The organism is Mycobacterium sp. SA01 (assembly GCF_041287105.1).
In the GTDB taxonomy this organism is placed as follows: Bacteria; Actinomycetota; Actinomycetes; order Mycobacteriales; family Mycobacteriaceae; genus Mycobacterium.
Map to the genome: position 1 here is coordinate 308760 of NZ_JBGGNO010000014.1, position 15365 is coordinate 324124.

Below are 15365 nucleotides of genomic sequence, written 5' to 3' on the forward strand. Positions count from 1 at the left end.
CCCGCGCACTCAGCCCCGCTTGGCCTTCGCAGCCGATTTCGGGGCCTTCGCGGCCGAATCCGGGCCGTTGACAGCCGATTTCGAGGCTTTGACGGACGGCTTCGAGGCTTTGGCGGTCGTTCCCGTGATGTTCCCGTCGACGTCGTTGTCGGACGACCCGCTCATCCCCGGTCTGCCGGTGCTGCCCAATGGACCGCCCTTGCCCCCGGCACCGCCGGCGCCGCCGCTCGCTTCGCCCGAGCCCCAGGTCGCCGATCCGCCGCCATCACCGCCGTTACCACCGCTCGACAGGGCAACGCCGCTGCCGCCGGCACCACCGTCACCGCCGAAAGCTCCCCCGTCGTCGGAGTAAGCGCCGCCGCCGTCACCACCGTGTCCACCGGCACCGATGCCGACCTTTCCGCCCGCGCCGCCGGGCCCGCCGACGCCCTGAGCGACGTTGTACGCGTCTCCATAACCGCCGTCGCCGCCGTTGCCCGACGCCCCATAAGCCGCATCACCACCTCGACCGCCTTCGCCGCCGAATGCGACGTCGGCAACGTCGTCACTGGTCGCCTCCCCGTCGCCGCCTTTGCCGCCCTTGCCGCCGGAACCGATCGTGCCGGCGCCACCAGCGCCGCCGTTGCCGGCAACGGCGTTGCCGCCCGCTGTGATGGCCTTCCCGCCGGCACCGCCACGGCCACCCGAGCCGAACACACCGCCCCTGCCACCCACACCGCCGTCGGCGCCGAACGCGTCGCCGATCGTTCGGATGTCCGCACCGCCGGCGCCGCCCGAGCCGCCGTACCCGAACAAGGCCGCGCCCGCACCACCGGCGCCACCGTCTACCGCCGCCGACAGCTGGTTGCCATCTTCGTCGTACACGGCATCGGCACCGTCACCGCCGTCACCGCCGATCCCCATAAACAGACCGGCGTTGCCGCCGCGGCCTCCGTTGGCGCCATTGCCGCCGTTGCCGAACAGGATTCCGCCGTTGCCACCGTTGCACGCCGCACCCGTGCAGTCCGCCGGTGCGTCGACGCCGTTGCCGATGAAGTAGCGAACCGTGTCGGCAACCTCGGCGAGCGGGCCTGGTACGGCAGCAGCGACGGCCGCAGCCTTCGGGGTCGACCGGTCGCCGCGCACCGGGGCGCCTGCGGGGCTGGCGAAGACTTGGGCGACAACCAGTGCCGTCGGGGTCGCCACGTCGGAAGCGCTGACGGTCGACATGGTCGCACGTGCGATGACGGCCGGCAGCTGCGAGTATTCCTTAACCCGCGACGGTACGACGACCGACGCCCCCGTGCTGGGAGCAAGGGGGGCAGGCGCGGCCGGAACTGACGTGTAGGCCATCTGGGCTGTGGCAGTGGAAGCAGCGGGCAGCTCGGCGGCAGGCGCGGCCGACTGCGTGACGGCCGGCATGACCACCGAACCGGCGACCACCACGCCGGTGATCACGGGCGGGGCGAACGTCCCCATGCACCGGCCGGCGACCCCGCGGACGCCACGAGTTTGCGCCATTACTATCTCCCCCTGAGTTCAGTTGTGCGGCAGTCGTATTCGATGAACGCGACGCTAGACTTTGATCGTTCTGGGAATCGCACGATTCTCGATGAAGAGTTCTGGAGTGCCGCCCGCAATGGGAACTTCCACCCGGACGTTGCTCAGGTAGATCGTCTGTACCGGCGTCTGCACAACCAACGTGCCGGTCACAACGTCAACCGGAACCTTGGCCTCGACCCACCCCGTGGTGTGCGGAGGCAGCGGAACTTGCACCGTCTGAGTGGTGGTGAAGGTGTCGGTCCACGTGCTGGTGTATTCAGTGCTGACTTCAGCCTTGATCACGCCCAGTAGGTCGAACCCACCCTTGACGCCGCCCTTGAGGCTGGACGAGTACGCCTTCGAGACCGTAATGGCCACTGGTGAACTCGTGTCCTTATCGGTGTTGTTGTGCACGACCGAACCGACCACCTGCGCCTGGCCGCGGCCACCGGTTACGACTTTCGAGTCCACCCATCGGCAGCTCACCCCAGATGCACTGCAGAGACCGACGAGCTTCTGTTGGCGATCCACCGGCAGGTTGGTCGCGTCGAGGGCAGAGTTACCAGCAGCGAGCACGAATACTGTCCGGCGGGCGTCCCCTTCGTCACCTTCCACCTTGCACCGGCTGGTATCGCAAATCGCCAGGCCGCCATTGCCGGTCACCGGCCGAGCCTGCCAATAGGTGTATTCCGCACGGACATCAATGATGGCACCGTCGCTGTCCTTGAACGACAGGATCACATCGGTGTCCCGGAACGCCGTGGTCGTGAACAGTCCGAGGATCGAAGTGCGCTTCTGGGCGAGCTCGAGCGTGATCTTCTCGCCCGGAGCGACGATAGTGCCGACCGGAGGCGTCCTGACGATGGACCGTCCGGCGCCTTCGGGCGTGATGATCTTCACGTCGGTCAAGGTGAGCGACGTCGGCGCCATGTTGTAGATCGTGTAGAGCTGGAATCCCTTGGACGGGGTATCGGACGACCTGGTGTCGATGGTGGCGGCAGCAGTGCGCAGCGCGGCCAGACCCGCGGTCATGGAGCCGGCGGGGTTGGTGAACAAGTTCGTCACCGACTGCGAGAGCGCCGATTGCATGTGCTCCAGGTCCCGGCGCACGCCACCCAGCATCGCTTGAAGATCCGCTGGTGATGGAATCGCGGGTGCGCCACCACCTTTCAATGAAGTCAACGGATTGGTCGCCGATCGGACGGTGGTGGCCTTGACCGATGCCGAGGTCTGCAATGCCGGCCGGGTGGCCGCGCCGGCCCGCACTGAACCAGACTTCGGCGTGTCCGACTTCGAGGCATCCGACTTCGATGTCGCCGGCTTCGATGTGGCTGGCTTCGACTTGGCGGCCGGGCGCTGCGGTCCCGCTGACTTGGACTCGGTACCGTGCGAGCCATTGTCATTGGATGACGGTGCTGCGGCGGCGATTCCGTGCCCGGTGGCCAGCGCGGCCCCGAGTCCGGTCGCGACGGCCAAGCCACCGATCCGTGCGTAGCGCAATGCCGACTGGCGCGAAGAAGTTGCTCCCACGACCCAAACCCCCCGATAACGATGTGCGATGAGACGACGCCTCCGCGGTGCACAATGACGGCACCAGATGGCGAACCCGCGGAGTTACTGTAAACAGCAGTAAGTAGTTTGGCAACCGAAGATGAACTTATCTAAGTAAGTGCGCCATCAAGCGCCGAGCCAAAGACTTAGGCGGGGAGCGTGATTTCAGCTAGCACCCTCGCCCCCACTATTTGGTGCTCACCAATGCAGCAAATTACGCTGCGAGACGGCGCGAATTGTGCTAACGCACTGGTCGGTTGTCAGAGAATTGCGTCTGCGAGATCGACGCGCGGCCGGGCGCATACCGAAAGCCGATAGCAGGCCGGCCCGGGTAACGACCTCACGGCAGCTCGACGGCCACTGCCGACGACCCCGCCACCGGCCGGCTGACCGCAAGTCCGGCTTCTTCGGCGATGACGGCCGCGGCGGCCCAATCATGCTCGGCGAGATCGGTTTCGACGAACCCGTCGATCGCACCCTCGGCGACGGCGCAGATCGCCAACGCCGCCGAACCGAAGATCCGGGCATCGGTGTAGTCGCGCATCTGCTGCGCCGTCAACGTGAACTGCTCGCGGCGCACATCGGCGGAGTACGAGTACCCCATGCCGAGCAGTCGCGCGCCTCGGTGACCGTCGGGGCCGGTGAGCCGACGCACCCCGCCGCTGTCGGCGAGCCACGCGCCCCCGCCGCGATGCGCGAAGTAGGTCTTGCCCAGCGCCGGGGCCACCACCGCCCCGGCCAGCCAGCGGCCGTCGGCATCCACCGCGCCGACACACGTTGCGTAGTAAGGGATTCCCCTGGTGAAGTTGGTGGTTCCGTCGAGTGGATCGATCGACCACCTGACCTGAGCCGTTTGCCGTCCGGCGGGAGGCAGTTCCTCCCCGGTGATCTCGTCGGCCGGCCGCCGCGCGTCGATCACACCGCGCACCGCATGCTCGGCGGCGACGTCGACGTTCGTGACCAGGTTGCCCTGCTCCCCCTTGGTGGTGATCTGCAGCTCGCCTCGGGCCCCTGCGGCGAGCACGTCCGCCCCGCTGCGGGCGGCCGCCAGCGCGACGTCGAGTAACTCTGCGGTGTTCATCACGACTCGATGCGGGCGCCGGTGGCTTTGTCGAACACGTGCAGTCCGCCGTCGCGGACCGACATCGCCACCCGGGCGCCTTCGGCGAGATCACCGAGCTGCGCGATGTCGAGAACGCTGACCAGCGTGCAGCCGGACGCCTCGACGGCGACGATCGCACGCGGGCCGAGATGCTCGATCAGGGCCACTCGGCCGGTGGAGCCGAGCGGCGAGTCGTTGTCGCCGTCGGGCCGGTGCAGCACGAGATGCTCCGGACGGAAGCCGACGGTCACCGGCTCCGAGTGCCGGGCCACGTCCCCGACCGGCAGTGCCAGGGCGTCGGACGAGCGGAACGTCCCGCCGTCGATCACGCCGGGCACCAGGTTCATCTTGGGGCTTCCGACGAAGCCGGCGACGAAGGTGCTGGCCGGCTTGGTGTAGACCTCCAACGGGGCGCCCTGCTGCGCGATGCGGCCTTCGTTCATCACGACCATGCGGTCGGACAGGGTCATCGCCTCTTCCTGATCGTGGGTCACGTACAGCGAGGTGATGCCCAGCCTGCGCTGGATGCGCAACAGCTCGGTGCGGGTTTCGACTCGGAGCTTGGCATCCAGGTTGCTCAACGGCTCGTCGAACAAAAACACCGCGGGCTCCCGGATGATCGCCCGGCCGATCGCGACGCGCTGCTGTTGACCGCCGCTGAGGTCCTTGGGCTTTCGCGACAGCGCACCGGTGAGGCCGAGTGTCTCGGCGACGGCCGCGGCTCGATCGCGGGCTTCCTTCTTGGCTATCTTCTTGGCGCGCAGCGGAAAGGCGATGTTCTGCTCGACGGTCAGGTGCGGGTACAGCGCGTAGTTCTGGAACACCATCGCGATGTCGCGGTCCTTGGGTTCGAGCGCGGTGACGTCCTTGTCGCCGATCCGGATGGTGCCTGCGGTGACGGGTTCCAGGCCGGCCAGCATCCGAAGCGACGTCGACTTGCCGCATCCCGACGGACCCACCAACACGGTGAACGAGCCGTCCGCCATCTCGAGATCGAGGTCGTGGACGATGCGAGCGTCACCGTAGGCCTTGTTCACACCACTGAAAGTGACTGTAGCCATTCTGTTTTCGTTCTCCTGCCGTGCTAGGTCTTGACCGCGCCGCCGCTGATGCCCTGGACCAGGCGGCGCTGAACAAAGAAGCTCGCGATGACAACCGGGACGACGGCGATCAAAATCGCCGCGCACATCGATCCGATCTGCACTCCACGAAAGGTGTTGAACCCGGCGATCGCCACCGGCAGGATCTTGGCGTTGCCCGGCGCCAGGATCAGGCCGTAGAACATGTCGTTCCACGACAGCGTGAAGCCGAAGATCGCCGACGCCCCGATGCCCGGCAACACCTGAGGCAAGACGACCAGCAGGAACGCCCGGAACCGGCCGAAGCCGTCGACGCGGGCCTGCTCTTCGATGGACTTCGGCACCGCCTCGAAGAAGCCGATGAGAAACCACGTCACCACCGGCGCGACGAAGCTCAGGTGCGCGAAGATCACCGGTACCAGGCTGTCCTGCAGGCGAAGCGCATACGCCATGGTCAGGAACGGAAAGACCAGCACGGCGGGCGGAATCATCTGCGCGGCAAGGAGCCCGAATCGGGTGGCGGTGCCGCCGGCGCGGTACGTGGTGATCGCGTACGCACCCATGCAGCCGACCACGAGGCTGATGGCCACACTGATGAACGCGACTGCGAAGCTGCGTGCCGCCGCGTCGAGGATGCCCGAGGACAGCACCGACCGCCAGCTGTCCAGATTGGGGCTGAACAGGATGAGGGCCGGATCATTGAGCTGTACAGGAGATTTCAAGCTCGCCAGGACGATCCATGCGATCGGCATGACCACCACGACGACACCGACCCACAGCACCACGATGCGGGCCAGCGTGTATCCCTTCACACCGCTCATGCGTCGCGGTTCCTCTCCAGCAGCCGGAAGGTGATCACGACCGCGGTCAGCACCACGGCGAGCACCACGAACGCCATCGAGGCCGCGCTGCCGAGCCGGAAGAACTGCACGCCGGTCTGATACGTGTAGTACTGCAGGGTCTGGGTTTCGGTGCCGGGTCCGCCTTTGGTGGTGGCGTAGACGTATTCGAAGACCTTCATCGCGTCCAGCGCCCGCAGCAGCACCGCGACCGCCAACACGGGCCGCAGCAGCGGAAGGATGACCCGCCAGAACACATACCAGGGCGGCGCGCCGTCCACGCGGGCCGCCTCCAGCGGCTGTTTGGGGATCGATTCCAGGCCGGCCAGCAACAGCAACACCATGAACGGTGTCCACTGCCAGACGTCGATGAGGGCCAACGTGTAGAGCGCATGACCCGAGCCCAGGAAATCGATGTCCACACCGAACTTCTTCAGCACGAACGGGATTGCGCCGAGCTGGTCGTTGAGCAGGAATCGGAACGTCAGACCGACGGCGACCGGCGTGATGAACATGGGCGCCAGCAACATTGCGCGGGTGACATCCCGAGCCCACTTCTGACGCTGCAGCGCCATCGCCAGCACCAGGCCGATGACCAGCTCGAGTACCACCGCCACCAGGACGTAGGTGGCGGTGGTCCCGAATGCCTGCCAGAAATCGGCGTTGGTGAGGGTGTTGACGTAGTTCGTCAGTCCGACGAACCGGGGTGCGCGCCGATCGGTGAGCTTGTAGTCGGTGGCGCTGAGGTAGAGCGCGTAGAACAGTGGGAATCCGACGACCGCGACGAACAGCGCCAGCAGCGGACTCAACATCCCGTATTTGAATCTGGTCATGCCGGGTCCTTCCTACTCGTCACGGTCGCCGGATCCCACAGCCTCAGAATCGGGGTCAGCCTCGGGTCTTCTCGGCGGCGGCCTGCGCATCGCGCAGGGCGTCGTCGATGCTCTTGGTGCCGGCCACGGCCTCGTTCAATTCCGTTCCGACGGCTTGGATCATCTCCTCGGCGTTGGTCTGGTTGCTCAGCGGCTTGGCCTTGGACAGGATGTCCTTGACCACCGAGTAATAGTCGGCACCGAATCCGTCGGCGAGCACCTTGGGATCCTGCGTGCTGCTGCTGCGAATGACTGCGCCGCCCTTGATGACCCGCTCGAGGTCGACCGGCTTGGACGTCAGCCACGAGGCGAATGCCCATGCGGCGTCGGCGTTCCCGGAGTTCTGCGGGATCGCCCAGCTCCACGAGCCCAGCACGTCGACGCCACCGGGCATGGCGGTCAGCTTGAACGGACCGACGCCGGACTTGGCGGCCGTTCCGTCCGGGGCGTTCAGCGACGGCAGGTTCCAGTTGTAACTGACCAGTGACGCCGACTGCCCGCTGGACACCGACCGGCCGGCCTCGTCGAAGCCCCAGTTGAGGCTGTTCTTCGGGGCTGCGGTGTTGTACAGGTCGACGTAGGCCGACAGCGCCTTCTTGGCCTCGGGGGTGTCGAGGGTGTACTTGCCCGAGTCGTCGTAGATCGAACCGCCCGCGGCGAACAGGAAGTTGGCCCATTCCTCGAACACCTTGTAGCCGCGCTGCGGCTGCATGGCGATGCCGGCCCGATCACCGGAGACCAGCTTCTTCGAGTTGGCCACCAGGTCCTCGAGGGTCTTCGGTTCGGTCAGGCCCGCCTTTTGGTAGTCGGGCACGCTGTAGATGTAACCGAGCGCGTAGTTGTAGAACGGCACCGCGTACCGCTTACCGTCGACGGTGTCGATGTCGGTGAGCGGCTTGAAGAAGTCCGCGTAGTCGTAGTCGGCCGTCGAGTCGATGCGAGAATCCAACGGCTGCAACCAGTTCGCAGCGACGAAGTCCTTCATCCAGACGTTGTCGACGACGACGAGGTCGTAGGTCGCCTTCGGCGCCTGGAAGGATGCGACCAGCTTGTCGCGGATCTGGTCGTAGGTCTGCGGCTCGATGCTCACCTTGATGTTCGGGTACTTCTTGTTGAACTCGGGGATCATCGACTTGACGATGTCGGTGTCGGGCACGTTTTCCATCAGGATGTTGACGGTGCCCGACATGTCGGTCGGGATCTGGCCAGAGCCGGTCGCGGACGGGGTTTCCGGCCCGCCGCTGCCCGCGCACCCCGAGAGTAGGAGCGCCGACGCGCCGATGGCGCCCAGACATGTTGCGGCGCGCCGCAACCCTGGAGTTGTGAACTTCATTGCTTCCCCTTTTCGGTGGTGAACATCAGGGCTAATCCATGTAGGCGCCGCCGTTGACGGCCAGCGCCTCGCCGGTGATGAACCGGGCGTCCTCGGAGAGCAGGAAGGCGACGGTGTAGGCGACGTCCTCCGGCTGCTGTAAACGGCCCAGCGGTGTGTCGTCGATCCACATCTGCTTGACCTTCTCGGGTGTGGTTCCGCGAAGTTGCGCTTCCCAGTCCAATTCGCGCGACTGCATGGGGGTGGCCACGAATCCGGGGCACACACAGTTGACGGTGATGCCGTGCTCGGCGAGTTCGTATGCCATCGCCTGGGTCAGGCCGACGACCCCGTGTTTGGAGGCGACATAATCGGACAGGTAGGGCACGCGGCCCTGCTTGCCCGCCATCGACGCGGTGTTGACGATCGTCCCCCGGCGCCCGGTGCGGACCATGGCGCGGGCGGCCGCCTGACCGCAGATGAAGACCCCCTTGAGGTTGATGTCCATCGTCAGCTCGTAGTTGTCCAGCGAAACGTCGAGGAACGGCACCATGAACGAGATGCCGGCGTTGCTCATCCACGCGTCCAGCCCGAGCCGGTCGGCGATGTCGTCGGCGACCATGGCGGCCTGCGCCGGATCGGTGACGTCGAGCTGGGTGGCTTCGTGGCCCAGGCCGGCCGGGTCGTCCAGGCCGGCGGCGACGGCGGCGGCCGCGTCGAGATCGATGTCGGTGACCACCACCCGCCAATCGCGTTGGGCGGCAACGGTAGCGATCGCCTTGCCGATTCCCGATCCGGCTCCGGTGACGACCACGGTCTTGCTCATTGACGAGTCCTTTCAGCTAGCGTGTGCGAGATGGCGGTGGTGGCGGTGGCCAGGTCGCGCCACTCCTGGTATGCGGCGTCGTAGACCGCGACATTGGCGGGGTCGGGCACGACGGGTTCGCCGAGCCGGACGAACTGCCGGCACTGGTCCCATCCCGCCAGCGCTCCGACACCGACCGCGGCGATCAGCGCGGCCCCCAGTGAGGCGCCGGGATGGTCGACGATCGGATGCACCGGCACGCCGAGAACCTCGGCGTGGATCTGCTTCCAGAGCGTGGACTTGCTCCCGCCGTTGGTGATCGATGCACGGCCGAGCTCGATACCCAGCTCGCCGAACACTTCGACGTGGTGGCGGAAGCCGAAGGCGATGGCCTCCAGGGTCGCGCGGTACATGTCGGCGCGGGTGGTACCCAGGTGCAGGCCGGCGTAGACACCGCGCAGGTCCGGGTCGTGCAGCGGGCTCTTTTCGCCCAGGAAGTACGGAAGGCAGAGGACTTCGGCGGGCCGGCGTTGCTGCGCTTCGCGGTCCAAGTTCAGCAGATCCGCACCGCCGACGAGGCTTTGGAACCAGCGGATCAGGCTGCCGCTGGTGGCCATGCAGCCGTTGGGCAGCCACCGTCCGGGCACCGGATGGGCATCCAGGTACAGGCGTCGATCGACGACGGGATCGTCGCTGGCCACCAGGATGTCGCCGGCTCCCCCCAGCTTCACCAACCAGTCGCCGTGTTCTTCGACGCCCGCCGCGAACGCCGACAGCACGTGGTCGGCACCACCGACCACCAGCGGGGTGCCCGCGCGCAGACCGGTGTGTTCGGCCATCTCGTCGCTGAGCCCGCCGGCGACGTCTCCGGGCGAGCGGACCGGCGGCAGGAGCGCGGGATCGATACCGGCGGCGGACATCACCGCGCCGACCGGCTCGCCGCCGATGGTGAACAGGCCGGACTCCAGGGCCCAGTTCTTCTCGACATGAGCCGGGGCACCGAGAGCGACCAGTAGCCAGTCGTAGGAGCCGACGAAATAGGCTGTCCGCGAGGCGATATCAGGTTCGTGGCGCTGCAGCCAGAGCACGGTGGGCGCGACCGACTGCTGGGTCAGCGCGGCACCCGTCAATTCGACGAGGTCGATATCGGCCAGCGCCGTTGCCAGGGTGCGGATCTCGTCGGCGGCCCGGGCGTCGTTCTGCAGGATTGCCCGCCGCAATGGCCGGCCGGCGGCATCGATGGCGATCACGGCAGGCACCATGCCCGTGGTGGCGATGGCTTTGACATCCGCCGGTGCGATACCCGCGGCGGAGACGACCTCGGTGAGCGAGCTGACCACATTGGCCAGCCACTGGTCCGGATCCGCCTCGGCCCAGCCGGGTCGGTCACTGAAAAGTGTTGATTCACGGCTGGTGTGCGCGACGATGCCACCGTCGGTGTCCAGCAGCACCGTCTTGGTGCCGGTCGTGCCGATGTCCACCCCGATGGTGTAGCCGCTCACAGGGCTTCATCCAGAACGGCGTCGCCGGGCCTGCCGTCTCGATCCACGCACAGCACCTCGACGCCGAGGTTGCGGGCGGCCACCAGGGTGGGGTGGTCGGGAGGACTGTCGGTCACGATGTGGCCCGCCGCGCTCAGCGGAGCAACGGTCAACAGCTGGACCCGGCCGAGTTTGGACTCATCGGCGACGACGATGATGCGGTCGGCGGCGCCGGCGGCCGCACGCTTGGCGCTGCCCTCGACCCGGTGATAATCGGTCAGGCCACGGACGGGGTCGACGCCGGCGACACCCATGATGTAGGTGTCGCAGTTGTACATCCGGTATACCGCTTCGGTTTCGAAGCCGATCAGGCTCAGCTCGCCGGGGCGAAGGTTCCCGCCGGTGACGATGATCGTGGTGTCGGGTTCGTCCGCGAGCTCGATGGCGGCCAGCAGGCTCGGCGTCACGATGGTGAGCCCGAGCCGGCGCCCGCGGATGGCGCGAGCCACCGCCAGCACGGTGCTGCCGCTGTCGAGGATGACGGTCTCGCCCGGCTCGAGCAGTTCGACCGCAGCCTCGGCGATGTGCATCTTCTCGGTGGCCGATCTCGACGCCCGGCTCTCGAAGGATGGTTCTTCGGCCTTCTGGTAGGCCTTGATCGCACCACCGGTGATGCGACGGACCAGACCGGATGCCTCCAACGCGTCGACGTCTCGGCGGATCGTCATCTCGGAGACGCCGTACTCCTGTGCCAACGAGGCGTATTCGATCTCGCCTTCGTCGAGGACCCGCTGCTCTATCTGCGCACGCCGCGTCTTGGCTGACACCAGTTCGCCCGCTCCTTGTTGTGAGTGATTCACGAAGTGTGGGACTCAATGTAAAGTCTTCACGACTTGGCTGCAACAATTACCGGACTATTCCGAACAATCTGTAATTTTCTTGCAGAACTCGACAGCGGTGCGTTAGAAACAGACAGTCTCAACCGAAAGGGGTTCACATGGCCGACTGGGTGCGCGAGGTCTTCTCCGTACAGAAGCCCGTGATCGCGATGCTTCATCTCTCCGCGCTGCCCGGCGACCCCGGATTCGACACCCGAGCCGGGCTCACGGCCGTGGTGGACCGCGCCAAGGAGGAGCTCGACGCACTTCAGCAGGGCGGCGTCGACGGGGTGATGATCTCGAACGAGTTCAGCCTGCCCTACCTCACGAAGACCGAACCGATCACCGCGATCACCATGGCCCGCATCATCGGTCAGCTGCTCGGCGACATCTCGATTCCGTACGGGGTCAATGTGTTGTGGGACGGTCGCGCGTCGATCGACCTCGCCGTCGCCACCGGCGCACAGTACGTCCGCGAGATCTTCACCGGTGTGTACGCCAGCGATTTCGGGTTGTGGGACACCAACATCGGTGAGGTTGCCCGTCACCGCACCCGCATAGGGGGCGCCGGGGTGAAGCTGTTCTTCAACATCGTTCCCGAGTCCGCCACCTACCTCGCCCAGCGCGACCTCGCGTCGATCACCCGCACCACGGTGTTCGCGACGCTTCCCGACGCCATCTGTGTATCAGGTCTGACCGCCGGCGCCCCAACGGATCTCGAGGCACTGTCCGTCGTCAAGAAATCCGCGGGCACCGTCCCGGTGTTCGTCAACACCGGCGTCAGGGCCGAGAACGTCGCCGACCAGCTGGCCGTGGCCGACGGCGCCATCGTCGGGACGTATTTCAAGAAGGACGGCGTCTTCGAGAACCCGGCTCAGCGTGAACGGGTGGCCGAGCTCATGGCCAATGCCAGGAGCGCCCGCTAGACCATCGCGATCGGCGAGACCGGCGCGCCGATCTCCAGCGCGCCGGCCAGCTCGCGGCTCACGTCGGATTCGAGTAGATCGGTGCGCGGCCGGCTGACGTTTCTGGGCCACCCCGGAGTAGGCCGGCACTCGCTCACCGAGTCGTGCGGCGAACCCGTCGGCGACCGCCTCGGCGAGGTTACGCCTCCGGGCTGGGGCCCCGGACCGCGTCTGTGACCGCGTGCGAGGCCGCACGGATCTGCGGGGTCACCAGCATGACCTGGCCGAGCACCCCGTTGACGAAACCCGGTGAGTCATCGGTGGACAGCTCCTTGGCCAGCTCGACCGCCTCGTCGACGGCCACCGGCTCCGGAACGTCCTCGGCGTGCAGCAGCTCCCACACCGCCACCCGCAGGATCGCGCGGTCCACGGCCGGCAGCCGCTCCAGCGTCCAGCCCTGCAGGTGCGAGGTGATCAGCTCGTCGATATGGGCCGTGGTCGCCGTGACGCCCTGCGCGACGGTCACCGTGTACGGGTTCAGTGCCGACACGTCCGCGTTCGACTCGGCGAGCGCGCTGCGCCCCTCGGCCACCTCGGCCGGGGTCAGACCCCGGGCCTCGGCCTCGAACAGCAGGTCGACGGCACGCTTGCGCGCCTGATGCCGACCCTTGTCGGCCTTGCGGTCGGCCATATCAGGAGTTCACACGCCCCAGATAACTGCCGTCGCGGGAATCGACCTTCAGTTTGTCCCCGGTGTTGATGAACAGCGGAACCTGGATCTCGGCCCCGGTCTCCAGCGTCGCCGGCTTGGTGCCCGCGCTCGAACGGTCGCCCTGCAGGCCGGGCTCGGTGCTGGCGACCTCGAGCTCGACGGTCACCGGCAACTCCAGGTACAGCGGCGCGCCCTCGTTGAACGCGATCTGTACCGGCATGCCCTCGAGCAGGAAATCTGCCAGCCGGCCGACCAGCGCCTCGGGCAGCGGGTGCTGCTCGAAGTCCTCCGAGTCCATGAACACGAAATCCGAGCCGTCGCGGTAGAGGTAGGTGGCGTCGCGCCGGTCGACGGTCGCGGTTTCCACCTTCACCCCGGCGTTGTAGGTCTTGTCGACCACCTTGCCGGACAGCACGTTCTTGAGCTTGGTGCGCACAAACGCCGGGCCCTTGCCCGGTTTGACGTGCTGGAACTCGGTGATCTGCCAGAGCTGGCCGTCGATGTTCAGTACAAGGCCGTTCTTGAAATCGGCAGTGGATGCCACGGTAGGTCGTTCTCCTAGGTCAGGACGGTCAGTTCCTTGGGGAACCGGGTCAGTAGTTCTGGGCTTCGCTCGCCGACGACCAGGGTGTCCTCGATGCGGACGCCGCCACGGTCGGGCAGGTAGACACCGGGTTCCACGGTCACCACGGAGCCAGCAAGCAGTGTACCGGCGGCGGCGGAGTTGATTCCCGGCGCTTCGTGGATCTGCAGTCCGACACCGTGCCCGAGGCCGTGCCCGAAGAACTCGCCGTAGCCCGCGTCGACGATCACCTGCCTGGCCGCACCGTCCACGTCACGAAGATCCGCCCCCACCTCGAGAGCGTCGCGGCCGGCCCGCTGGGCCGCCGCCACCAGCTCGTAGATCTCCCGCTGCCACTCGGCTGCGGCGCCGAGCACGAACGTGCGGGTCATGTCGGAGTGATAACCGCCGACCAGCGCGCCGAAGTCGATCTTGACGAAGTCGCCGCTGCCCAGCACCGCGTCGGTGGGCCGGTGATGTGGGATCGCCGAATTGGCCCCGGTGGCCACGATGGTCTCGAACGACGGCCCGTCCGCGCCGTGCTCGAGCATCAGCGCTTCGAGCTGGCGGCCGACCTCGCGCTCGGTGCGTCCCGGCCGCAGCCCGTCGCTGCTCACCAGTACCGCCAGGGCGGCGTCGGCGGCTTCGCAGGCCAGCCGCAGCAGGGCGATCTCACCGGCGTCCTTGATCTCCCGCAGCGCCTCGACCGTGCCGGAGGCCCGCACCAGTTCGGCCGCCGAGTGCTCGTCGACCTCACGGGCCAGGGCGTCGAACCCGTCGACGGTCACGACGTGGCTCTCGAACCCGATCCGGCGGGCCCCGTCGGCCACCGCGCGGCCCACGAGGTGACGCCCACAGGCCCGCTCGATCACCGTTTCCAGGTCCGGCGCCTGCTGTGCGGCCTGCGTCCGGTACCGCGAATCGGTCGCCAACACGTCGGGCGTGTCGCCTGCGAAGACCAACAGCGCCGCGTTCGACCCGCTGAAACCGGAGAGATAACGCACGTTGACCAGGTCACTGACCAGGATTGCGTCCAGTCCGTCGGCGGACAGCCGGGCGGCCAGCCGGTCCCGACGTTGGCAATGTGTCACGGTCGCTGACGGTACTCGCTACGCTGGTCCCTCATGACTACGTGGTTGTTGCGCGGCCTGGCGTTCGCTGCCGGCATGGTGATCGTCCGTCTCGTGCAAGGCACGCTGATCAACATCTACGAAACCAAGGCGGGACTGATCAGCATCGTGCTGGTCGTGGTGTTCGGGATCGCGGCATTCCTGTGGGGTCTGATCGACGGCCGCGGCGACGCCAACGACAACCCTGACCCGGACCGTCGCCGCGATCTGGCGATGACCTGGCTGCTGGCCGGACTGGTCGCCGGCATCCTGAGCGGCCTGGTCACCTGGATCGTCTCGCTGTTCTACAAGAACGTCTACGCCGAGGGCTTGATCAGTGAGGTCACCACCTTCGCGGCGTTCACCGCGCTGATGGTGTTCGTGCCGGCGATCGCCGCCGTCGCGATCGGGCGTTTCCTGGTCGACCGCAAGCGTCCCGACGAACCGCGCCGCCGTTACGGCGAGGCGCACGACGTGTTCGACGCCGTCGAGACCGAGGACCGGACCGGGCCGATCGCCGGTCTCAACCAGGAGTCCGCGGCCACCGAGGCGCACACCTCGCCGGTGGCCACCGCCGAGCGCGACGAGCCGACCGAGCAGATCGACATGACGGGCAAGTCCGACAAGTCGTAGTCCG

General features: G+C 66.9%; 17 protein-coding genes. 3 read left to right on the forward strand and 14 right to left on the reverse strand.

Annotation, left to right across the window (positions count from 1 at the left end; genetic code table 11):
• Window positions 1–9: 9 nt before the first annotated feature.
• Together AB4879_RS05970 and AB4879_RS05975 are read right to left on the reverse strand one after the other, a co-directional pair.
• The gene (locus tag AB4879_RS05970) at window positions 10–1500 is read right to left on the reverse strand and encodes a hypothetical protein (protein WP_370506839.1); all 1491 of its coding nucleotides are present in this window, start codon (window positions 1498–1500) and stop codon (window positions 10–12) included.
• Window positions 1501–1554: 54 nt separating this feature from the next.
• Window positions 1555–2643 (reverse strand): hypothetical protein, encoded by a 1089-nt coding sequence (locus AB4879_RS05975; RefSeq protein ID WP_370506840.1) that lies wholly within the window; start codon window positions 2641–2643, stop codon window positions 1555–1557.
• 91 nt (window positions 2644–2734) lie between these two features.
• Between AB4879_RS05975 and AB4879_RS05980 the strand changes: the two genes are divergently transcribed.
• The gene (locus AB4879_RS05980) at window positions 2735–3016 is read left to right on the forward strand and encodes a hypothetical protein (protein ID WP_370506841.1); all 282 of its coding nucleotides are present in this window, start codon (window positions 2735–2737) and stop codon (window positions 3014–3016) included.
• Between the two features lie 396 nt (window positions 3017–3412).
• On the opposite strand, the gene AB4879_RS05985 is transcribed toward AB4879_RS05980, so the two are convergent.
• The 8 genes from AB4879_RS05985 to AB4879_RS06020 form a co-directional block, all read right to left on the reverse strand.
• Complete coding sequence (locus AB4879_RS05985) at window positions 3413–4153, reverse strand: inositol monophosphatase (RefSeq protein WP_370506843.1); 741 nt, start codon at window positions 4151–4153, stop codon at window positions 3413–3415.
• Window positions 4153–5235 (reverse strand): ABC transporter ATP-binding protein, encoded by a 1083-nt coding sequence (locus AB4879_RS05990; RefSeq protein ID WP_370506844.1) that lies wholly within the window; start codon window positions 5233–5235, stop codon window positions 4153–4155. Before AB4879_RS05990 ends, AB4879_RS05985 begins: the two co-directional genes overlap by 1 nt.
• A 23-nt stretch (window positions 5236–5258) precedes the next feature.
• Entirely contained in the window at window positions 5259–6005 is a 747-nt protein-coding gene (locus tag AB4879_RS05995) for a carbohydrate ABC transporter permease (RefSeq protein WP_370506931.1), read from the reverse strand.
• A gap of 65 nt (window positions 6006–6070) precedes the next feature.
• Window positions 6071–6925, reverse strand: coding sequence for a carbohydrate ABC transporter permease (locus tag AB4879_RS06000; protein ID WP_233209358.1), 855 nt, complete (start codon window positions 6923–6925; stop codon window positions 6071–6073).
• 55 nt (window positions 6926–6980) lie between these two features.
• Window positions 6981–8297 (reverse strand): ABC transporter substrate-binding protein, encoded by a 1317-nt coding sequence (locus tag AB4879_RS06005; RefSeq protein ID WP_102807936.1) that lies wholly within the window; start codon window positions 8295–8297, stop codon window positions 6981–6983.
• 31 nt (window positions 8298–8328) lie between these two features.
• Complete coding sequence (locus AB4879_RS06010; RefSeq protein WP_370506845.1) at window positions 8329–9102, reverse strand: SDR family NAD(P)-dependent oxidoreductase; 774 nt, start codon at window positions 9100–9102, stop codon at window positions 8329–8331.
• A complete protein-coding gene (locus AB4879_RS06015) occupies window positions 9099–10583 on the reverse strand; it encodes an FGGY-family carbohydrate kinase (RefSeq protein WP_370506846.1) in 1485 nt (494 codons plus the stop codon). Before AB4879_RS06015 ends, AB4879_RS06010 begins: the two co-directional genes overlap by 4 nt.
• Window positions 10580–11389: a DeoR/GlpR family DNA-binding transcription regulator gene (locus AB4879_RS06020; RefSeq protein ID WP_370506847.1), complete on the reverse strand. Its 810-nt coding sequence runs from the start codon at window positions 11387–11389 to the stop codon at window positions 10580–10582. Before AB4879_RS06020 ends, AB4879_RS06015 begins: the two co-directional genes overlap by 4 nt.
• Window positions 11390–11559: 170 nt before the next feature.
• Between AB4879_RS06020 and AB4879_RS06025 the strand changes: the two genes are divergently transcribed.
• The gene (locus tag AB4879_RS06025; RefSeq protein WP_102807932.1) at window positions 11560–12366 is read left to right on the forward strand and encodes a BtpA/SgcQ family protein; all 807 of its coding nucleotides are present in this window, start codon (window positions 11560–11562) and stop codon (window positions 12364–12366) included.
• On the opposite strand, the gene AB4879_RS06030 is transcribed toward AB4879_RS06025, so the two are convergent.
• Genes AB4879_RS06030 through AB4879_RS06045 form a run of 4 tightly spaced genes read right to left on the reverse strand, consistent with a single transcriptional unit; the run spans window position 12363 to window position 14710 of the window.
• On the reverse strand, window positions 12363–12503 hold the full coding sequence (locus AB4879_RS06030) for a hypothetical protein (RefSeq protein ID WP_370506848.1): 141 nt from the start codon (window positions 12501–12503) through the stop codon (window positions 12363–12365). The two genes, AB4879_RS06025 and AB4879_RS06030, sit on opposite strands and share 4 nt — an antisense overlap.
• 41 nt (window positions 12504–12544) lie before the next feature.
• A complete protein-coding gene (nusB, locus tag AB4879_RS06035; protein WP_370506849.1) occupies window positions 12545–13036 on the reverse strand; it encodes a transcription antitermination factor NusB in 492 nt (163 codons plus the stop codon).
• 1 nt (window position 13037) lies between these two features.
• A complete protein-coding gene (gene efp, locus AB4879_RS06040) occupies window positions 13038–13601 on the reverse strand; it encodes an elongation factor P (protein ID WP_036338071.1) in 564 nt (187 codons plus the stop codon).
• 14 nt (window positions 13602–13615) lie between these two features.
• Window positions 13616–14710 carry a M24 family metallopeptidase gene (locus AB4879_RS06045; RefSeq protein WP_370506850.1) on the reverse strand — a complete coding sequence of 365 codons (1095 nt, stop codon included), beginning with the start codon at window positions 14708–14710 and terminating at the stop codon, window positions 13616–13618.
• A 33-nt stretch (window positions 14711–14743) separates the two neighbouring features.
• Between AB4879_RS06045 and AB4879_RS06050 the strand changes: the two genes are divergently transcribed.
• Window positions 14744–15361, forward strand: coding sequence for a B-4DMT family transporter (locus tag AB4879_RS06050; protein ID WP_370506851.1), 618 nt, complete (start codon window positions 14744–14746; stop codon window positions 15359–15361).
• Window positions 15362–15365 lie beyond the last annotated feature (4 nt).